This is a genomic window from Vibrio sp. 1288 (assembly GCF_033344475.1).
Genome location: NZ_JAWPOX010000002.1, coordinates 270202 through 288089 on the forward strand (window position 1 = coordinate 270202; position 17888 = coordinate 288089).

Annotated in this window: 27 protein-coding genes; 26 read left to right on the forward strand and 1 reads right to left on the reverse strand. The window is 49.1% G+C overall.

Translation table 11 applies throughout. The features are described 5' to 3' along the window. Positions 1 to 45: 45 nt before the first annotated feature. Positions 46 to 318 (reverse strand): hypothetical protein, encoded by a 273-nt coding sequence (locus R8O11_RS02835; protein WP_140154874.1) that lies wholly within the window; start codon positions 316 to 318, stop codon positions 46 to 48. Positions 319 to 525: 207 nt separating this feature from the next. On the opposite strand from R8O11_RS02835, the gene R8O11_RS02840 reads away from it, so the two are divergent. The 26 genes from R8O11_RS02840 to R8O11_RS02965 all read left to right on the forward strand — a co-directional run. Further along, positions 526 to 1215, forward strand: coding sequence for a hypothetical protein (locus tag R8O11_RS02840; RefSeq protein ID WP_238778061.1), 690 nt, complete (start codon positions 526 to 528; stop codon positions 1213 to 1215). Between the two features lie 70 nt (positions 1216 to 1285). Next, a complete protein-coding gene (locus tag R8O11_RS02845) occupies positions 1286 to 1576 on the forward strand; it encodes a hypothetical protein (RefSeq protein WP_238778063.1) in 291 nt (96 codons plus the stop codon). Further along, positions 1509 to 1916, forward strand: coding sequence for a D-Ala-D-Ala carboxypeptidase family metallohydrolase (locus tag R8O11_RS02850; RefSeq protein WP_274616323.1), 408 nt, complete (start codon positions 1509 to 1511; stop codon positions 1914 to 1916). The genes R8O11_RS02845 and R8O11_RS02850 overlap by 68 nt, the downstream gene beginning before the upstream one ends. A 40-nt stretch (positions 1917 to 1956) precedes the next feature. After that, on the forward strand, positions 1957 to 2220 hold the full coding sequence (locus R8O11_RS02855; RefSeq protein ID WP_238778071.1) for a hypothetical protein: 264 nt from the start codon (positions 1957 to 1959) through the stop codon (positions 2218 to 2220). Between the two features lie 111 nt (positions 2221 to 2331). Continuing rightward, complete coding sequence (locus R8O11_RS02860; RefSeq protein WP_238778079.1) at positions 2332 to 2574, forward strand: hypothetical protein; 243 nt, start codon at positions 2332 to 2334, stop codon at positions 2572 to 2574. Positions 2575 to 2783: 209 nt separating this feature from the next. Further along, positions 2784 to 3143 carry an HNH endonuclease gene (locus R8O11_RS02865; RefSeq protein ID WP_238778081.1) on the forward strand — a complete coding sequence of 120 codons (360 nt, stop codon included), beginning with the start codon at positions 2784 to 2786 and terminating at the stop codon, positions 3141 to 3143. A gap of 358 nt (positions 3144 to 3501) precedes the next feature. Then, positions 3502 to 3954: a phage terminase small subunit P27 family gene (locus R8O11_RS02870; RefSeq protein WP_054701170.1), complete on the forward strand. Its 453-nt coding sequence runs from the start codon at positions 3502 to 3504 to the stop codon at positions 3952 to 3954. Between the two features lie 2 nt (positions 3955 to 3956). After that, a complete protein-coding gene (locus R8O11_RS02875; RefSeq protein ID WP_274616324.1) occupies positions 3957 to 5690 on the forward strand; it encodes a terminase large subunit in 1734 nt (577 codons plus the stop codon). After that, positions 5687 to 5848, forward strand: coding sequence for a hypothetical protein (locus R8O11_RS02880; RefSeq protein ID WP_318193895.1), 162 nt, complete (start codon positions 5687 to 5689; stop codon positions 5846 to 5848). The genes R8O11_RS02875 and R8O11_RS02880 overlap by 4 nt, the downstream gene beginning before the upstream one ends. Next, entirely contained in the window at positions 5841 to 7040 is a 1200-nt protein-coding gene (locus tag R8O11_RS02885; RefSeq protein WP_238778085.1) for a phage portal protein, read from the forward strand. The genes R8O11_RS02880 and R8O11_RS02885 overlap by 8 nt, the downstream gene beginning before the upstream one ends. Further along, complete coding sequence (locus R8O11_RS02890; protein ID WP_238778092.1) at positions 7033 to 7647, forward strand: HK97 family phage prohead protease; 615 nt, start codon at positions 7033 to 7035, stop codon at positions 7645 to 7647. The genes R8O11_RS02885 and R8O11_RS02890 overlap by 8 nt, the downstream gene beginning before the upstream one ends. Before the next feature lie 32 nt (positions 7648 to 7679). Continuing rightward, positions 7680 to 8882: a phage major capsid protein gene (locus R8O11_RS02895; protein WP_238778094.1), complete on the forward strand. Its 1203-nt coding sequence runs from the start codon at positions 7680 to 7682 to the stop codon at positions 8880 to 8882. 61 nt (positions 8883 to 8943) lie between these two features. Next, a complete protein-coding gene (locus R8O11_RS02900) occupies positions 8944 to 9156 on the forward strand; it encodes a hypothetical protein (RefSeq protein WP_206970663.1) in 213 nt (70 codons plus the stop codon). Beyond that, on the forward strand, positions 9149 to 9481 hold the full coding sequence (locus tag R8O11_RS02905) for a head-tail connector protein (RefSeq protein ID WP_238778097.1): 333 nt from the start codon (positions 9149 to 9151) through the stop codon (positions 9479 to 9481). Before R8O11_RS02900 ends, R8O11_RS02905 begins: the two co-directional genes overlap by 8 nt. 6 nt (positions 9482 to 9487) lie before the next feature. After that, the gene (locus tag R8O11_RS02910; protein ID WP_238778100.1) at positions 9488 to 9838 is read left to right on the forward strand and encodes a phage head closure protein; all 351 of its coding nucleotides are present in this window, start codon (positions 9488 to 9490) and stop codon (positions 9836 to 9838) included. A gap of 2 nt (positions 9839 to 9840) precedes the next feature. After that, positions 9841 to 10278 (forward strand): HK97-gp10 family putative phage morphogenesis protein, encoded by a 438-nt coding sequence (locus R8O11_RS02915; protein WP_238778106.1) that lies wholly within the window; start codon positions 9841 to 9843, stop codon positions 10276 to 10278. After that, positions 10275 to 10661 (forward strand): hypothetical protein, encoded by a 387-nt coding sequence (locus R8O11_RS02920; RefSeq protein WP_238778108.1) that lies wholly within the window; start codon positions 10275 to 10277, stop codon positions 10659 to 10661. Before R8O11_RS02915 ends, R8O11_RS02920 begins: the two co-directional genes overlap by 4 nt. Before the next feature lie 15 nt (positions 10662 to 10676). Beyond that, entirely contained in the window at positions 10677 to 11126 is a 450-nt protein-coding gene (locus R8O11_RS02925) for a hypothetical protein (RefSeq protein WP_318193896.1), read from the forward strand. A gap of 13 nt (positions 11127 to 11139) precedes the next feature. Next, complete coding sequence (locus R8O11_RS02930; protein ID WP_222716487.1) at positions 11140 to 11490, forward strand: hypothetical protein; 351 nt, start codon at positions 11140 to 11142, stop codon at positions 11488 to 11490. A 107-nt stretch (positions 11491 to 11597) separates the two neighbouring features. Further along, complete coding sequence (locus tag R8O11_RS02935; protein WP_222716486.1) at positions 11598 to 11741, forward strand: hypothetical protein; 144 nt, start codon at positions 11598 to 11600, stop codon at positions 11739 to 11741. Beyond that, a complete protein-coding gene (locus tag R8O11_RS02940) occupies positions 11741 to 13927 on the forward strand; it encodes a hypothetical protein (protein WP_238778112.1) in 2187 nt (728 codons plus the stop codon). The genes R8O11_RS02935 and R8O11_RS02940 overlap by 1 nt, the downstream gene beginning before the upstream one ends. Beyond that, complete coding sequence (locus R8O11_RS02945) at positions 13917 to 14390, forward strand: hypothetical protein (protein ID WP_238778114.1); 474 nt, start codon at positions 13917 to 13919, stop codon at positions 14388 to 14390. Before R8O11_RS02940 ends, R8O11_RS02945 begins: the two co-directional genes overlap by 11 nt. After that, positions 14390 to 16288, forward strand: coding sequence for a hypothetical protein (locus R8O11_RS02950; protein WP_238778116.1), 1899 nt, complete (start codon positions 14390 to 14392; stop codon positions 16286 to 16288). The genes R8O11_RS02945 and R8O11_RS02950 overlap by 1 nt, the downstream gene beginning before the upstream one ends. Further along, the gene (locus R8O11_RS02955; protein ID WP_238778118.1) at positions 16276 to 17037 is read left to right on the forward strand and encodes a hypothetical protein; all 762 of its coding nucleotides are present in this window, start codon (positions 16276 to 16278) and stop codon (positions 17035 to 17037) included. Before R8O11_RS02950 ends, R8O11_RS02955 begins: the two co-directional genes overlap by 13 nt. Before the next feature lie 38 nt (positions 17038 to 17075). After that, entirely contained in the window at positions 17076 to 17564 is a 489-nt protein-coding gene (locus tag R8O11_RS02960; RefSeq protein ID WP_238778120.1) for a DUF1833 family protein, read from the forward strand. 19 nt (positions 17565 to 17583) lie between these two features. Then, positions 17584 to 17888: hypothetical protein (locus R8O11_RS02965; protein ID WP_318193897.1), on the forward strand; the 305-nt coding region annotated here is incomplete at its 3' end.

Here is a 17888-nt window from a genome sequence, read left to right on the forward strand (position 1 = left end):
ATCTTTTGATTACGCTGATCACAATTTAGATATTCAAATGGGCACTTATAACCAAACCACGTTGTTCTTGGTGTCTTGGTCTGCGTTCTTGTCCAAGTAGTGCTTCACTTCTCCATCATAGAGAAGAATGAAGCACTTCCCGTTTAGATACGTTCCTACCAGGTAGTGGTATCTGGGAATGGTATAAACAACTTCGTACCCGTCATCATCAGAACAGAGTGCGGACACATCCATAATCTTGAGTCGTCTTACACCCACGACGTTTGCTACTTCCATAAAGCCGCCAAAAGGGATGGTCTTCCAGTCGCCACTAGCCATTAACACCGATACTTTATCTTCGGTGCTGTTGTAACCACATGGGCCATCAGGGCCAATTCTGTATATGCGGTGTCCTACCAGGCGTTGAATCGTTTTGTACATCTCAAAAAGGGATTACTATTTAACTGTATATATATACAGTTTATCATTGGTGGTTGAGCTGTCCAATTTGATTGATTCAATATTGTGGTGAGGGGAAATAAGATTATGGGTTTGTGTGTAAACATCGAAAAGTGGCAGATGCCCGCGGCGATTGGTATGGCGACGGAGGCTATTCGTGCTAAGTATAACGAAGGCGCTGGTGGCGGTGGTTTTGGCATGGCTGATATTGAAATGGGTTCGAAGCTGGATGCCGGTAAGGTGCTTTCTACATTGGATCAAATTAATGCTGTACACCCTCACTTATCTGATTGGGCGTTCTTTGCCTACGCTTCGCCACTTTGGAACTCCCAAAGCCTGACTCATCGCTTTATTGAACATCTGCTGAATGATTGGCTCATGGAGTGCTGTTTTACAGGTATTACTCTACAAGCAAAGGTGGTGAAACGTATTGAAGCAATTCTTCCTTTGATTGCTGGTGGATTTGCGCTCGAGCAAATGGCAGGTGCTGACGTTCAGTTCGTGGCGGGTGAGGGGCACTATAAGCCAGTAGCGAGTCGAACCGCTATCATCAATGCGCTGGTGGAACATGATTGTGTGGCTAACCAGGTTAACTCCGAAACGTATAAGAAAAAACGCAAGCGTTACTATCAATCCAATTTCGATGTTATCCAACCTCACATTGAGTTCATCAGAACGATATTGTTGGGCTATGACTCATTGTGTCAAAAACTCTTTAGGATTGGGGTTGAAAAACAGAATCTGTCAAATTACTATGCAAATATCCAGTATGGATAAATACACATGAATTCTGAAAGCCGCCTTTTTGGCGGTTTTTTTATGCCTGAAATTTGAGTCGAGAGAGCTGATGTCATTCTGTTTTTCTGAAGTGTGGCTCAAGCTGCACGACTTTAAAGGCCGTTTAATTGCTTACGGTGGAGGCGGTGGCGTTAGCTTATTCAGTAATGAAGTGGCAGCGAAAGCCCAACAAGCTGCACAAACGGCTGCATCCACACCAGATATTACCCTCGCAAACTTAATCTCTTTGGGTGGATTAGCTCTGATAGCCGCCCGTTTTATCTTTGATGTTTATGTCTATTTCGACAAGAAACGCGCCAAAGGAGGTGCTCGTGGCACTTGCTCAAACCAAGAACTTTAACCCCAAAACAGATATCAAATTGAACTGCTCCTGTGGATGTGGGAGCAACAAGGTGAGCCAATCAGCATTGGACCAGCTGCAGAAGGTTCGTGATGAGTTTGGTAAGGCTATGGTCGTTCGCTCTGGCTTTCGATGTGAAAAGCATCCGAGTGAAGCTCGCAAAGAAAAGCCCGGGCAACACTTCAACGGCGTGGCCTTTGATATCGCTTGTAATAACGGCTTTGATCGCCTTCGTCTTGTAGAGATTGCTCGTAAGCATGGCGCGAGAGGGATTGGGATTGCAAAAACCTTTGTTCATCTGGATTGGCGGAAAGGGTTACCCGTAATGTGGACTTACTAACAAGCGACCAGAACGGTCGCTTTTTTTATGGAGAAAGGAAATGAAAAAACTGTATCAGTTTACGGTCGCAGTGGTGGCTCTGCTGTTTGCGTCTTTCGCTCTGGCGAGTTCGGGAATGATGGAGCCTGACACACCAGCTTGGGCGGTAGCTGCATTTGGCTTTGTCGCAACAGTCGTCGGGGTTGTTGCTCAGATTGATGCGCAAGTGTCTGAAGAGTTCAAACGAAAGTGGCCGTGGTGGCTGCGCTGGGTTTGGAATGCAGCAGCTGGCAACTATAAGCACTCACAGAATATCGGTAGCTAGTTGTGGGTTGGGCATCGTCGGTCCCGATTATTGGAGCGCTAATCCTTAAAGCCATTGAGGTTTGGGAGAGTCTTCAACGTGCCAGGCAAGTAGAGCGTCAGGAGCAAGACCATGAAGATATCAAGCAAGATGCTAAAAGCCGCCATGCTCAGCGGTTTGGTCCTAGTAGTGGGCGGATGCGCGATAAGCCGTGATGTGTTTGTTCCTTCATGCAAGCCAGTCGCTCCTGTTCTTGAGTGGTATGAGAATGGCCAAGGCGGGATTTATTACCCAGAGAGCAGCGTCACTAACCTGATGTTGTATATCGAGCAGCTCAATGACTGCATTGACTACTACCAAGTTAATCCTGGTTAGTTCAACTACCCGGTAATTCCGGATAGTTGCCGAGTGTACTTACTGGCTGCCTTAAAGCCAGCTCTAACACCGCCAAAGGCAAAGTATTGCTAGTGATTTGCGATGTCGTCGAGCGTCGCCAGGCTTAGGCCATTAAACAGCAGTGTCCACGGCGGTGACCCTTTAAATATCCTTTGTGTATTTAGTGAGTATTCAAAGGATATTTGATTATGCCTCCACGTACCCCTAAGCCTTGTCGTCATCCACACTGCGGTGGGCTGACTAATGACAAGAGTGGTTACTGTGATAAGCACCGCAACACTGGTTGGGAAGTTCATCAAGCAGGCCGCAACCGCCATCAGCGTGGTTATGGCAGCGATTGGGATAAGAGGCGCCGGATCATCCTTAAGCGTGATAAGTATCTATGTCAGGAATGCTTGCGCGCTGGACGTGCCATTCCTGCCAAAGATGTTGACCATATTAAGGCTAAGGAACATGGCGGAACAGATGAATACAGTAACCTGGAGGCACTATGTCGGGCATGTCACAAGGCAAAAACTGCACGGGAACGCATGAAACCACGACAATAAAACGCAAAGAAGTGATCGTTTGTCATATCAAAGTGGCGTTTTGGGTACCGATTTATTTAAAAACCTTGGTGCTGTTTTGTTGGTTGTTTGGTACCTACCCAGACCTTGTCAGAGTCACTGAGACGGTAACAAAAGGTACTAAGGTGATAACCCTCGAACCAATAAGGTAAAAGGTATCACAGCGATATTAGGTCGCTTGTTATTACCGTTCTCACGCATAGGGGGGGCGGGGTAAATCTCTGTAGCCTTTTCGATGGGGACCGCAGCCTCAGAGAAATTTTTATACGCAATAAATAAGGATCTTTTTTTGACGCGCGAGATCACACATTTTCGCGGTTGAGTTTTGAGAGGTAATTGTATGGCGCGAGCAGCTGGTGGTGGTCGCAAAGGTGGCAAAAGCACTTTGCCATCCGCACCTGCCCATGAAGCATTGATAAAAATTGATCCGCCAGATGAGTTACGTGATGACAACGCGCTGGCTATTTGGCAAACACAAAGTCGTGTACTGATGGACAGAAAAATTCTGACTATCGACCATGGACCTTTGCTGCTGGCTTATTGCAACAGCTTCTCTTTGTACCTCCAAGCTGAGTTGGAAGTTTCTCGAGAAGGGCTGACCGTTGATACACCGATGGGAGGACAAAAGAAAAACCCTAGCGTGAATGTTCGCCAGGATGCGTTGGCCAGTATGGTGCGTATTGGCAGTCTACTTGGATTAGACCCGTTATCCATTCGACGGATGACTGGTGGGGGTAGCGGTAGCAAGGACAGCGACGAAAACGAATTCGACGAATTCTTACCAGCGAGATAAGTATGGCTAAGTATCCGAACGTAAACGCCGCCGCAAAGTATGCGCGTGACGTGGTCAGCGGTCGGATCGTAGCTTGTAAGTATGTTATCCAGGCATGTCAACGACACCTAGATGATCTCGAAAAGAGCAAAAGCAAAGCCTATCCGTACCGGTTTAACAAAGACAAAGCCGAAGGGGTTTGTCGTTTTATACAGCTGCTTCCACACACCAAAGGTAAGTGGGCAAAAAAGCCTCTCAAAGAACGCCGCATCAGTCTGGAACCATGGCAGTTGTTTATCCACGCGGTTCTCTATGGTTGGGAGCGAAAGAAAGATAAACGTCGCCGTTTTCGGGTGGCTTACGTCGAAGTGCCACGAAAGAACGGCAAAAGCATCATAGCCGCGGGCAACGGCCTTTGGATGTTTGCACCAGATAACGAATACGGCGCTGAGGTGTACTGTGGTGCCACCACAGAGAAGCAGGCTTGGGAGGTGTTCAAGCCAGCCAAGAAAATGGCTGAAGCGCTGCCGAACCTGCGTCGCTCATTCATGATTGACGTCATGGCCAAGAAGATGGAACGGCCAGACGGCAGCATCTTCGAGCCAGTTATCGGTGACCCGGGTGATGGTTCCAGTCCTCATTGTGCAATAGTGGATGAGTACCACGAGCATGATGGTCCTGAACTTTATGACACCATGTCGACAGGGATGGGCGCTCGCGAGCAGCCACTCATCTTTGTGATCACCACATCGGGTTACAACATCGCGGGCCCTTGTAAAGACTTGCATGATGACTTGGTCAAAATCTTAGAAGGTACCACTGACGACGATGAAGTCTTTGGCATCATTTACACCATCGATGAAGGTGACGATTGGACTGACCCGGCAGTACTGGCCAAAGCCAACCCAAACTTGGGGATCTCCGTGGATGAGGATTGGCTCAGAAGTCAGCAGTTGCGCGCGATCCGCAATCCTAGATACGCCAATACCTTCAAAACCAAGCACCTTAACCAGTGGGTTTCAGCCTCAAGCGCCTTTTTCAACATGGAAGATTGGAAGGCCGCTGAAGATACCAGTCTGATGATTGACGATTTCCACGACAGCTCATGTTGGTTGTCACTGGATTTGGCATCAAAAATCGATATCTGTAGCCAGGTGATGCTGTTTACACGCAAGGATGAGCGCAGCCAACTGCATTTCTATATTTTCTCTAAGCATTACTTACCAGAAGAGACCGTGTTTGACCCAGACACCAAAAATCGAAAGGTCTATCAGAAGTGGGTAGCGACACCATGGTTAAACAGTGGTGGCAGTGCATTGATTTCTACCGATGGTGCCGAAGTCGATTTCAACGAAATTGGGGAAGACATTCAGAGCTTTTCTGATGAGTTCGAGGTACGGGAGGTACCGCATGACCCGTGGGGATCTACCCAGCTCGCTCAAGAACTCACGGCCGCAGGTATCACTGCTGTCAAGGTGCCGCAAACGACCGCACACTTATCGCCGGGAATGATAGAACTTGAGGCTGCCTTGAAGTCGGGCCGTGTGCATCATGACGGAAACCCTGTGCTGACCTGGATGATGAGTAACGTTGTAAGCAAACCAGACGCCAACGAAAACCACTTTCCTCGAAAAGACAAACCTGACCAAAAGATTGATGGTGCGGTCGCGCTGATCATGGCGGTGTATCGCGCGCATCTGGCAACGGATGCCTTTGACCCTTATGACGATCTAGATGATGAGGATTTATTCCTGTGAAATATGTACTCAACCTGATTGGCCTCGCGGGGTTTTCCGCGTTGGTGAGTGGGGTTTATCTCAAATTCGGGTTGTCGGATACCTTAATGTTTGGCGGAGCCATGTTGTTGATTTTTGCCTTGTTGGCATTAAGAAAATTAGGGGGCCGCTATGCTTGATTTGTTATTTGAAACCCGATCAAACCCCGAAGATCCTTCCGTTCCCCTGTCTGAACTCGATCCAGCCGATTGGGGTGGTGGCTCTGGTGTTAGCGTGGAATCTGCCATGGGCTTGTCGGCGGTGTACTCCTGTATTGGCGTACTTGGTCGCTCAATGGGCCAGTTACCTTTACATGTAATGCGACGTGATGCCAATGGTGTCGTTTCTCGTGCCACGGATCACCCTGTTTACTACCTATTGCATGATGAGCCTAACCCATTTCAAACCAGTTATGACTGGCGGGAATCCGGCATGGTTCACGTCAGCGGTTGGGGTAACCACTACACCGAAATTGTGCGCCATCCACGTTCGGGTGAAGTACGCGAACTCGGGTTGATTCGACCTTGGGAGTCCAACCTAACCAAAACCAATTCAGGGCGTCACACCTACGCAGTTACCGCTGATGATACTCGGGCGAGGGCGGTCAGCCCTGAAGATATGATCCACATTAAAGCGATTGGTTCTGATGGCAAAGTGGGCAAAAGCCCCATCACCCAATGTCGAGAGGCCTTTGCGCTAGGCATCGAAACCCAAGGTTACGGCAACCAGTTCTTTCGAAGTGGTGGCAAGCCAACCGGTATTGTCTCCGTCAAATCGCAATTAGAGGAAAAGAGCTGGAAACGCTTGCTTGACCGTTGGCGAAAGTCCAAAGCGGAGATGCAAAGCAACGACAATAAAACGTTGTTCTTGCCATCAGAGCTGGCGTATCAGTCGATCACCATTCCTCCAGAAGATGCGCAGTTTCTGGAAACGCGAAAATTCAGTCGTTCTGAAGTCGCCGGTATCTACAACGTGCCGGCACACATGATTAACGATCTGGAAAAAGCCACTTTTTCCAATATCTCAGAGCAAGCTATCCAGTTCGTTCGTCACACCATGATCCCATGGGTTGTGAAGTGGGAGCAGGAGCTCAACCGAAAGCTGTTTACTGAGCAAGAGCGCCGAGCCGGGTATTACGTCAAGTTCAACCTAAACGGCTTGTTACGCGGCACTGCCAAAGAACGAGCTGAGTTCTATTCGAAAGCCATTCGTGATGGCTGGATGAACCGTAACCAAGTACGAGAGCTGGAAGATATGAACCAAGCCGATGGTTTGGATACTTATCTGCTAAGCGCCGATCTTCAACCAAAAGAGGTCAACCCAAATGAGTAAAAACCTCAATGAGATTTTTATCCGCAGTGATGAAATCAAAATTGAAAAACGGGAGGACGGAGAGGAACCACGTATTGTCGGGTACGCGGCCAAGTTCAACACTCGCAGCAATAATCTTGGCGGCTTTGTTGAAGTGATCGCCCCAGGTGCCTTTGATGACGTTCTGGACGATGACGTCCGAGCCCTGTTTAACCATGACCGAAACTTTGTCCTTGGCCGAACCAAGGCGGGAACGCTAACGCTGATCGTTGACGAGGTCGGCTTGCGTTACGAGATCACCCCGCCAGACACCCAAACGGTACGAGACATGGTGATCGAACCAATGGGCCGTGGCGATGTAAGCCAAAGTTCCTTTGCGTTTCGTTTGCCTTCAGACGGTTATCGATGGGATGAGGGGGATGATGGGGTATATATCCGCACAATCACCCGCGTTTCAAAACTGTTGGATGTCAGCCCAGTAACCTATCCAGCCTACAACGACACCGAAGCCAGTACCCGTGCCCTTGAAGAAGCGCGCGAGGCTTGTTCTGGCGACAGTGAGGAACAGCGCCAATTGGCGCAGCATCAAGAGCAGCAGTACCGCGATCGGTTGTTGCAAACCCTTTAATACCTTTCATTACTCTATTTGGAGAAAATTTAATGAAATACCATGAAATGAAGAAAAAACGTGACACGATCGCGCGCCAAATGCGTGAGTTAAACGACAAGGCGAAAGAAGAAAAACGCGCGTTCACGGATGATGAAACCACCCAATGGCGCGGTATGACGTCAGAATTGGAAGGTCTGGATTCGCAAATCGAACGTGAAGACCAGTTACGAGCTCAAGATGAGCGCTTTGTTCGTGAAGATGACAACAAAGACACAAACAACGGTGAAGAATCGCCGACTGAGCAACGTCAGGCTGAGGCCTTTACCAGCTACCTGCGACATGGTTTTGCGGAGCTATCACAAGAAGACAAAGCGCAACTTCGCGCGTTAGGTACAGCAACAGGGGCTGGTGGTGGTTTTACAGTACCAAAAGCTTTTGTAAATCGAGTAGTTGAAAGCATGGCGGTTTACGGTGGTATCGCGAACGTCTGTCAGGTCATCAATACTCAAGATGGACGCGCTATGCCTTGGGCGGTATCCGATGGCCGAACTGAAATCGGTGAAATGTTGGCAGAAAACCAAGAAGCTGGTAAAGGTGATCCAACCTTTAGCCAAGTTGAGATTGGTGCGAAGAAAGGCAGCTCTAAAATCGTACTAGTATCGAATGAGCTACTGCAAGATAGCATGATTGATATCGATGCGTTTGTGGCGCGCCGTATCGGTCAGCGTTTGGGCCGTCTCGAAGCTGGTCAAATCATTACGGGTGATAACACGGGTAATAACCTGAAAGGCCTGAACCTACAGGTTCAGCTGAAACAAGAAGCGGCGGCAGTCTCTGGTGTGTCTTACGCGGACTTGATCAACTTGAAACACAAAGTGGACCCAGCTTATCGCAACAGTCCAAACACACGCTGGGCATTTAACGATGACACATTCAAAGGCTTCAAGTTGATGAATGACAGTAACGGTCGTCCGCTATGGTTGCCAGCGATTGCCGGTGTTGCTCCGTCAACCATTGATGGTGACCAATACGTCATTGACCAGGGCATTGCAGCTGCGGGCGCAAGTGCGAAGTCGGTGTTCTATGGTGACTGGATGTCGTTAGTTCTCCGTCGTGTGACGTACATGAACCTACGCCGTTTAACAGAGCGTTACGCTGAGTTTGACCAAATGGGCTTCATCGGCTTCCACCGTTTTGATGTGCTGTTGGAAGATGTTGCCGCTATCGCCGCGCTAGAACACGCAGCGGCTTAATTCTAACCACTATATCTAGCCCACCGTTTGGTGGGCTTTTTTATGTACTAAGGAATTGAACATGGCAACCACGAAAGCCAAGACAGCAGAGATCATCAAAGATTCTACAGAGGCTTCGGAGCAACCAAACGGAAATACTCAAGTGAAGTTAAAGATGCCGTTGTGGGATTCAGAAAAACAGCAGTCTTTCACAATTGGTGACCTTTACCCGTGCTCGGAAAAAGAAGCGCAACGCCTGATTGACAATGGCACAGCGGTAAAAGCCGATGCTTGATCTGGTTAGAGTCAAAAACCAGTGCAGTATCGATGACGACATTACCGACCATGACACCTTGCTCACGCTCTACCTATCAGCAGCTAAGAAATCTGTCGAGAACTACCTAAACCGTCCCGTTTACTGGACGCAAGAGGAAGTGCCAGCAGACCCAGAGCAGGTGCCAGAAAATGCTTTTGTGGCCAGAGAGGACACAGAGCTGGCGGTGTTGTTGTTAATAGGTCACTGGTTTGGACATCGAGAAGCGGTGACAGAAAGCAGCGTTAAAACACTTCCTTTAGGCGTCAGCTTTTTGTTGGATTTTGATCGAGACATTAATCTGTGAGGTGTTATGCAAGCTGGCAAACTCAACCAACGCGTGATCCTGTATCGCTCTGTTGAAGGTAAAAGCAACAGCGGTGCGCCTACGCTTGAACTGGTAAAAGCAGCTACAGCCTGGGCGGAGCTCATCACCAGTTCTAGCGGCCAAAGCGCCGTCAACGACCGCGAGCAGACCCAGAACGGGTACCAGTGGCGGTTGCGCTGGCGTGAAAATATCGAGCCTGGCTACTGGATGCAGTGGCGCGGGCGGTGGATGAAAATCTCAGGCGTGAACGATTCGGACCCGCGCCGGCAGGAACTTATCCTGGACGCTGACGCCAACCCGAAATCAACCCCACCGCCCATTCAAACGGAGGTGTGATCATGCAGCTTGACCGATGGGAAGTATCTGGCTTGAAAGAGTTAGAAAAAGCCCTGACCGATATTGGTGAAAAGGCCGGCTTGCGAACCTTGCGTAAAGCCAGTCGTGAAGCCATGGGCGGTGTGCAACTAGCCATGGCAATGGGGGCTGGTTATGACGCGGTTGGTGCCGATGGTGAGCACATGCGTGACAGCATCAAGATCACCACCAAAAAGATGGACAGTAAACACGGCGGAAAAGATAACGCTTTGGCCACCCGTGTTGGTCCGTCTAAAAAGCACAGCCAGAAAGCGATTGCTCAGGAGTATGGCACCGTAAAACAGGAACCAGATCCGTTTATGCGCCCATCTTTATTTGAGAACCGTCACCGTGTGGTTAACACGTTCCGCACTGTGTTGGCCGTCGAGATTAAAAAAGCCATCAAGAAGCAAGCCAAATGACCTTAGAGACTGCCTTAAACGTCTGGTTAACCACGTTAACCGGACTGGATTGCTATTGGTTGAGGCGCTCAGAGAAAGCCGATAACGCCGTGGTGTATCGATGCATCACTCCCGGTGTTATTCCCGGAAACTTGCGAAAGACCGGGATCCGTGAAGACGTCTACAGCTTGACGGTGTATCACCAAGATCCTGATGCCGGCAAGCAATTGGCGGATCAGATAGTGGATAAGTTACACGAATTTAATGGGGTGTTAAACGAAGGGGCAGCCAGTGCCTACCGAATACAATCGGCCACGTTAAACGGCGGTTTTGACCAATGGCTCGAAAACGAAACTAAACCGACTACTTACCAATTTAACCGAGATTTTGTAATTAACCACTAACGGGAGACAACACCCATGCCAATCGCAGATCCTAGCACTTATGCCCGACTACCAGCTGGCACACGTATGCTTTACGGCGCGCCAACCGATGAAACCGCCAATCTTAAGCTACTAAAAGATGCCAATGCCATTGGTGTTACAGGCCGCACGAATGGCTTTGTTGAAGCAGATCGCCTTATCGATACCGAACGCAAATACATTGCGGATATGCCGGAAGGTCCAGACAAAGAATACGTTTTGCTCGATGATCCTACCGATGCGTATTTACAAGGCTTCTTGGACCAGGCGAACGCCAACGACACGGTCAAAATTCGCATTGAATTTCCTAACGGCCGATGGGCTGACTCAATTGTCGTGCTTGGCGGATGGAGCCATCAAGAGCTAGACAAAGGCCAGCCTATGTACCTGGTGGTAAATGGCAAACAAAACTCAATTGACCGTGGCTACACTGCCCCGGCTGCATAAGGATAATTAACCCATGAATTTAAAAAGCAAACTATTGACACCCGTAGAACTGGCTCCTGTAACAGTCACTATCTTGGGTGATGAGTTCCCGGCGCGTCGTTTAACTGCTGCTTGTTTGAGTGAACACGACAAATTGGTGCGAAAGTACCAGGCGGACAATAACGGTGAGAAGTTAAACATTCAGGCAGCCAAGCTCATTCTTGACTCTATCCTGGATGAAAACAATCGGCCTATGTCCGAAAGCGTGAAACCCGCTGACCTGATGGCTATCCATACGCCACTGGCGATTAACGCCGCAGTTACAAAGATTATCAATATTAACTACTTATCGGATGATGCCGAGGACACCGCAAAAAAAGACTAACCGACGATCCGGCCCTTCGCTTTTTCTTTGGTCTGGGTGAAGTGCTGGGCATCGTCGATCCTCGCCTCTTATACCACAGCGTGGACAGCGAATTAATGGCGCTATGGATGGCCCATTTCGCCTTAAAACGCGAAGCGGCCGGAGTGAACCAGTCAGGCTCTAGCCATGGCAACGACACCCCACAAAGCCGAATCCTTGATTATCAAAACGTTGACCAACAGGTGAACGTCTGCGAAAGGCTGCTCTTGTAATGTCAGATATTGCCAAACTTACCGTGGCGCTGTATGCCAACAGCGCCCAGTTCACCAGTGAACTGCAAAAATCGCAGAAAAAAGCCAAAAACTGGTCTGATTCAATCAGCAAAACCATGTCGATAGCAGCGAAAGCCACCGCAGGTGCTGCCGTTGCTGCCGCTGGTTCACTGGCGTTAGTGTACAACCAGCAAGCGGCCCTGATAGACCAAACGGCTAAGTTTGCGGACCGTATCGGTATCTCAACCGAAGCGTTAACCCAGTTCCGTCATGCCAGTGAATTAACGGGAGTTGGGGCTAAAAACCTCGACATGTCATTGCAACGTATGACCCGCCGTATTGCCGAGGCAGCCACTGGCAGCGGTGAAGCAGCCCCAGCTCTAAAGCAGTTGGGTTTGGATGCTCAAGCCCTTGGCCAGATGACCCCAGATCAGCAATTGTACGCGCTGTCTGATGCGTTTACTCAGGTGGAAAGCCAGTCGGAGCGTGTGCGCCTGGCGTTTAAGCTCTTCGACTCCGAAGGCGTTGGCATGGTGAACATGTTAGCTGGTGGATCCGATGGCTTAAGAAGTATGGCTGATGAAGCTAATAGGCTTGGCATTACGTTGTCACGTATCGATGCCGCAAAAGTCGAAATGGCCAACGACGCCATGTATAAAGTGAACGCGACCACCACGGCGCTCAAGAAAGAAATTACGACCCAGCTTGCCCCGATAGTGGCGGCATTATCTGAAGAATTCTTGAACTACGCTCAGCAGTTTGGTGGCATGAACAATATGGTGACGGAGGGCATTCACAGCACGGTCAACGGTATTGGTTTCCTGGCTGACTCATTCCGTGGTGTACAGCTGATCATTGACAGCATGACGGTTGCATGGGATGGGTTCAAGCTTGGTTTTATGGTGGCTTCACAGGCTATCACAACCGGCTTACATGAACTCGGGCAGTTTCTGTTTAAAGTTATCATTTCGCCACTCCAAGGAGTGTTGGATTTAGCGGGGAACTTCAGTGATGAAGCAGCCAATATGGCCGCCTCGTTGCGTCAGTTCTCTAACATGCCGCCACCACAGTTGTTTGATGCGGCAACGGTCAACCAAGCCGAACTGGATCTTAACCAATCCCTTTGGGAATTGCGTGATCTAGCCAGCCAGCCGTTACCTTCAGAAGGGATTGAATCCTGGTACCAAAACACCAAGGCAAGGTTTGAACAGCTGGCCAAAGACTACGCGGGCAGCATCAACTATAACACCCCAGATGCTACGCCATTGCCAAGCGCAGAAGGCGACAAGGAAGACCCAGCAGTTACGGCCTTTAAAAACGCCACTGACCAACTGGAAACAGAATGGCAACGCCGTTTGGCCATTAACGCAGCTGGCGATCAGGCTGACTTTGCGCGCGAGTCGTTTGCCTATGACGACCGCATGGCGCGCCTGTCTGAGCAGTTCCAAGCCGCTTATGAAGCGGCCGCGAACAACCAGGCCATGCAACAGCAGCTGGAAGATCAGTATTTTGCCAGCCGTGAACTGTTGTGGCAGCAGCACCAGAACAATATTGCGGATATTGAGAAAAAATCTGCTAAAGCCCGCCATGCAGCTCAGATTGTACAGCTTCGCAATTATTCCGATTTGTTCGGCAATATGGCCGATGTGGCCGGCGCATTCGCTGGTAAACAGTCGGGCATCTTCAAGGCCATGTTTGCCGCGTCAAAAGCGTTCTCTATTGCTGAATCTATCATCAAGATCCAGCAAGGCATTGCGAACGCGGCCGCACTTCCGTTCCCTGCGAACATCGGTGCCATGGCGAGTGTTGCGTCAACCACCGCTGGCATTGTCAGCACGATAAAAGGCACTAACTTACAAGGCATGGCCCATAACGGGATCAGCAGTGTGCCGAATGAGGGTACCTGGCTGCTGGATAAAGGCGAACGGGTTTATACCAATGACAGCGCCAAGCAACTGGATCAGATGTATTCCGCTGTGATGGCGGGGAAATCTGGCCAAAGTAGCCCTGCCAATGTCGTTGTAAACCTGATTGAAGACGCCAGCCGAGCTGGAACGGTGGAGCAATCGAACGACGGTGATATGGTCACCTTAGACATTAAGGTCGCCAAGATCCTGCAGTCGTCATCCACTCAGACCTCGCAGGTCATGCAAACCCGATACAGGAATCAGCAATATGGCAGTTAAATTTACTTACCCCAGTATGTTGCCGGTGCCGTTGTTGTCTGGGTATAGCCTCAATCAGAAACCCAGTGTGATTGCGACCGAGTTTAGCACCGGTCGCACCCGCGCCCGGCAGATAAAAAACCGTCCGAGTACCATGAAGGCGACCTGGCGCCTTGATGAGTCAGAAGCCGAGATGTTTGAAAGCGCGCTCGAAAACTGGCTGCTAGGTCGCTGGTTTCTGATCACTATCAAGCTTCCACGAAGTACGCGCCTTCAGGAAGTGGAAGCGCTGATCACCAAAGACCCGCGAGACAACCGCAAGCCAACCAGTAACACCTTAAAACACTGGGATTACACCGGCGAATTGTTAATTAAACCGTTGCCACAAATGGACGAAGGCGCACTGCTGGATGCCATGTATGCACCGAACACCTTTGCTGGTCTGATTGAAAAGCTAGAAACAACAATGATGGAGTTACCTTAATGTCACGTAGTTTTCCTGATTTATTAACCGCCTTTGAAGAAGCGGTGGAAGCACTCAAAGTCAAATTGAGTCAGGACGAAACATCCTCAACCACTTATAACGGTGAGTTCATCCAGTCGATTGCAAAAGATATTCAAGACAAGTGGGCTGAGATTAAGGCAATGGTGAAAGGCAGAAACGCTTTTGAAACCAAAGCCGATCTTTTAGCTTCTGGTGCGCCGCCAGCTGATCAGGTGCTTGCTGAGGTTTGGAATGACTCAACAGCCATAAACAATGGTTTATATGGTTGGACTGGCAGTGTGTGGGAAAAATCAAAGTATGATGCGGTTGAGATTTTGGATGGCCGCATTACTACTGAAGAAGACCACACAAACAACTTTTTGACGCTTATCGATTTGGATGATGAACCTTATCTTGAAATCACCGCTGAAGATGGTTCAGTGTTGGCTCGGCTTGATGAAAATGGCGTGCATGTGCCTGGTACATTATCGTCTGATTGCGTATCAGCACGACGACAAGATGGTAGTCGTTCTGCTTGCTTGATTGGTGATGAAACCATTCCATTAGAGTTTGCAGCAGAAGATGACAGCATCATTTCAAAGGTTGGTTTATTTGGTTTTGAGTCCAAAGAACTGACTGCACAAAACTTGAATCTTCGCTCGGACGCTCAGGGCGACATGTCGCGTGTGATTTCCGATTCTATCCAGGGTAGTGGTCTGCGAGAAATTAACCACATGATTTTGCTGGGTCGTTCACTTGCAGTAGGCCGTGGTTTTACTCGGTATCGCAACACTCGCTATAAAAACGGACGCGCGACACTGAAAGCAGACGGTGATGTTAATGGTGTTTCTGTCAGTAAAATAGTTGGATTTCAGGATTTTAATCAGGTCGGTCCAACTACTGATGGTGAGCGATATCATTATGTTGCCGCTGACCATGTCATGTCGTTACTGGAGAGGAAAAAGCGCATCGATCCGATGCAAATAGGGACAAAATTCATGGTCAGCCTCGTGGCTTACGGTGGTACTGAGATCGATGGTTTAATTACTAACAGCCCTGCAAACATTGAGCGTCAAATTTCATCAGCAAAAGAAACGTTCGAGGCACTGGGATATAAATACCGTTTTGCTGGATTTTCATTAACCCACCGAAATGATACAACCTACACAGCCCAAGAGTACCACGATAAATTTGTTGATTTCATTGCGCTTTGTCGTGAGGCTGCTGGAAACGCAACGGGTGAATCACCACATGCAATTCCAGTTTTTGTTGCTCCGTGGGGTTACAGCGGCATTAATCCTTATGATTGCGCTCAGGCTGTAGCGATCGAAAACGACGAGAACCTGCATAAATTTGGTATTGTCGCATGCGCTCAATCTGCACAGGACCCTGATGGTGCTGGTGTTCACCCGTCAGGGCATGGAACCATGGAGGTGGGAATGCAACTTGGTCGCAGTTGGTATAAATACTTTATTGAAAATAAAGACCCATCAGGGCTAAAACCTGTTTCAGTCACTGCAATTGGTAACAAAATTACAGTAAAAACTAACCGCAACAACTTGGTGGTTAGGACAACCAATGCTGTAGGTACCACAGACAGGTATACCGATAAGAATGCCGCTACGCTTGGTATGATTATCACCGATACGCCACCGCTAGCAGCTACAGCTGGTGAGTCAACAAAAATCGCCATTACTAATATAAGCCTGGTTAACGACTCCATTGTGATCACTGCCGAGTCCGCCATACCAGACGGTTACTATTTAGGCTGTTCAGGCTCTGAAATTGCACACAACTTAGATTCAAATGTATACGCAGAACAAGACTCTGAAGGTGTAGAGCTTTCTGCCTATGACTCAATGACAATGTTTTACGAGGAGATTGTATGTCAAGGTTAATTATTCGAGGTTTACCAAGCTATGCCGCCGGTCTTGGGTTCGGGTCTAGCATCATTCCTCCAGTCCTGCCAAGTACTGAAAACTTAGTCAAGGCGGCGTTTTTTGGAAACGCTTATTCAAATCAGGAGGACACGGCAAAGATTGTTTTTAATCCTGATTCGGAGTCATGGCCAGCTTGGATGCAGAACCAGAACAATCATGTCAAACTGGCCAGCGTTTCAGGTAATCCCTCGTTTCCATTAAATGGTCTTTCTGAACTCGGTGGTGATTCAACCTATTTTGTGTTTGGTCAGGTCATTAAAGGTCAAGCTGATGTAAATCCCGTTGGGTTTATTTCCGGTAGCCAGTATTTCAAAATGACCGTGCGGACGTACACCTCTAATGGCGTTCAATACCATATGCCTAGTGGTAGTTTAAACGCTACCGATTCCACACTCGTCAGTGGCCATAACGGTTTATACACGAATAGTTGGGTGCTGACTGAACCTGTTTTGTGGGTCATAGTAAAGGACGCTACTAATAATCAAGCGCGTGGCTATGCGTTCTCAGGTAATCAGTTCTCAAGCTACGAAGCGGATGCCGTCATCGACGGAACTGGTGTCAGTCCAGCGCTATTTATTGATGGTGGTGACAGGCCACAGCGTATGCTGATGTCAGTCGGTCAATATGACAAGGCGCTAACCGGTCAGGAAGTAAACGACCTATGGCGCGGCTTAAAAGCCACGATTGAGTCGGCGAATACACCATAAAAACCATAGACGTTAATCATTAAACTAAGGTTGGCTCTATGTCTCAATCCCTAAAACAATACCACGCCAGTGCTGGCCCTGATGACAAGCTCATTACTTTGCAATTATCCTCGACCGCCTTTGTCACTCGTTATCTGGTTTCGGCGTTTGAGGATATTACCGCTACTTTGGAAGACGAGTCCCAAGTGACCTTTGAGGCAACAGGGTTGTCGGTGAATTTGCCCAAGTCCGCCACTGGCGCTGAAATGGAATTGCAGTTCGGTATCGATAACGTCACCGGTGAAGCGCGCCAGCTGATAGAGTCGGCGCGCCAAGCTGGCGCGGATGTGTTTATTACCTTGCGCGAGTATATGGCCTCGGATCTAACGGCACCCGCTTCAAAACCGATAAAATTCAAAGCCACCAAAGCGGCGACCACGCGCACCAATTGCTCGGTTTCTGCTGGTATTGGCTATCTCAGCAACAGCGCCTGGCCCCGCCCCCGTTTTACCGTAGAGTACGCCCCTGGGCTGGCGACCATCTCGTAATAATTGAAAAAGGTTCTCTATGAACACAGAGGAAATTATTAGCACGGCGCTGCGTGTCTCTTATGTGCCAGGTGGTCGCGATCTGGATGGTTGGGATTGCTATGGTTCCGTGCGTTGGCTCTATCACCAATTCACAGGTGTTTTAATGCCTGAGTTTCCCGCGATCAGCCACAAAGAATCCATGAGTACCCAGCGTGCAGCGTGGGCTGTGCATGACCATGTCGAAGAGTGCGAGTTTCAGCCATTAGCCCTGGCGGCGCAATACAAAGGCCGCCGTTGGGTCCATATTGGTTTGGTGCTGCCTGACCGCCGCATCATCCACGC

Excerpts from the sequence above, each read along its gene's own strand:
- R8O11_RS02835 (WP_140154874.1), bottom strand. The coding sequence starts at position 318 with ATGGCTAGTGGCGACTGGAAGACCATCCCTTTTGGCGGCTTTATGGAA.
- R8O11_RS02840 (WP_238778061.1), top strand. The coding sequence starts at position 526 with ATGGGTTTGTGTGTAAACATCGAAAAGTGGCAGATGCCCGCGGCGATT.
- R8O11_RS02845 (WP_238778063.1), top strand. The coding sequence starts at position 1,286 with ATGTCATTCTGTTTTTCTGAAGTGTGGCTCAAGCTGCACGACTTTAAA.
- R8O11_RS02850 (WP_274616323.1), top strand. The coding sequence starts at position 1,509 with ATGTCTATTTCGACAAGAAACGCGCCAAAGGAGGTGCTCGTGGCACTT.
- R8O11_RS02855 (WP_238778071.1), top strand. The coding sequence starts at position 1,957 with ATGAAAAAACTGTATCAGTTTACGGTCGCAGTGGTGGCTCTGCTGTTT.
- R8O11_RS02860 (WP_238778079.1), top strand. The coding sequence starts at position 2,332 with ATGAAGATATCAAGCAAGATGCTAAAAGCCGCCATGCTCAGCGGTTTG.
- R8O11_RS02865 (WP_238778081.1), top strand. The coding sequence starts at position 2,784 with ATGCCTCCACGTACCCCTAAGCCTTGTCGTCATCCACACTGCGGTGGG.
- R8O11_RS02870 (WP_054701170.1), top strand. The coding sequence starts at position 3,502 with ATGGCGCGAGCAGCTGGTGGTGGTCGCAAAGGTGGCAAAAGCACTTTG.
- R8O11_RS02875 (WP_274616324.1), top strand. The coding sequence starts at position 3,957 with ATGGCTAAGTATCCGAACGTAAACGCCGCCGCAAAGTATGCGCGTGAC.
- R8O11_RS02885 (WP_238778085.1), top strand. The coding sequence starts at position 5,841 with ATGCTTGATTTGTTATTTGAAACCCGATCAAACCCCGAAGATCCTTCC.
- R8O11_RS02890 (WP_238778092.1), top strand. The coding sequence starts at position 7,033 with ATGAGTAAAAACCTCAATGAGATTTTTATCCGCAGTGATGAAATCAAA.
- R8O11_RS02895 (WP_238778094.1), top strand. The coding sequence starts at position 7,680 with ATGAAATACCATGAAATGAAGAAAAAACGTGACACGATCGCGCGCCAA.
- R8O11_RS02900 (WP_206970663.1), top strand. The coding sequence starts at position 8,944 with ATGGCAACCACGAAAGCCAAGACAGCAGAGATCATCAAAGATTCTACA.
- R8O11_RS02905 (WP_238778097.1), top strand. The coding sequence starts at position 9,149 with ATGCTTGATCTGGTTAGAGTCAAAAACCAGTGCAGTATCGATGACGAC.
- R8O11_RS02910 (WP_238778100.1), top strand. The coding sequence starts at position 9,488 with ATGCAAGCTGGCAAACTCAACCAACGCGTGATCCTGTATCGCTCTGTT.
- R8O11_RS02915 (WP_238778106.1), top strand. The coding sequence starts at position 9,841 with ATGCAGCTTGACCGATGGGAAGTATCTGGCTTGAAAGAGTTAGAAAAA.
- R8O11_RS02920 (WP_238778108.1), top strand. The coding sequence starts at position 10,275 with ATGACCTTAGAGACTGCCTTAAACGTCTGGTTAACCACGTTAACCGGA.
- R8O11_RS02925 (WP_318193896.1), top strand. The coding sequence starts at position 10,677 with ATGCCAATCGCAGATCCTAGCACTTATGCCCGACTACCAGCTGGCACA.
- R8O11_RS02930 (WP_222716487.1), top strand. The coding sequence starts at position 11,140 with ATGAATTTAAAAAGCAAACTATTGACACCCGTAGAACTGGCTCCTGTA.
- R8O11_RS02935 (WP_222716486.1), top strand. The coding sequence starts at position 11,598 with ATGGCCCATTTCGCCTTAAAACGCGAAGCGGCCGGAGTGAACCAGTCA.
- R8O11_RS02940 (WP_238778112.1), top strand. The coding sequence starts at position 11,741 with ATGTCAGATATTGCCAAACTTACCGTGGCGCTGTATGCCAACAGCGCC.
- R8O11_RS02945 (WP_238778114.1), top strand. The coding sequence starts at position 13,917 with ATGGCAGTTAAATTTACTTACCCCAGTATGTTGCCGGTGCCGTTGTTG.
- R8O11_RS02950 (WP_238778116.1), top strand. The coding sequence starts at position 14,390 with ATGTCACGTAGTTTTCCTGATTTATTAACCGCCTTTGAAGAAGCGGTG.
- R8O11_RS02955 (WP_238778118.1), top strand. The coding sequence starts at position 16,276 with ATGTCAAGGTTAATTATTCGAGGTTTACCAAGCTATGCCGCCGGTCTT.
- R8O11_RS02960 (WP_238778120.1), top strand. The coding sequence starts at position 17,076 with ATGTCTCAATCCCTAAAACAATACCACGCCAGTGCTGGCCCTGATGAC.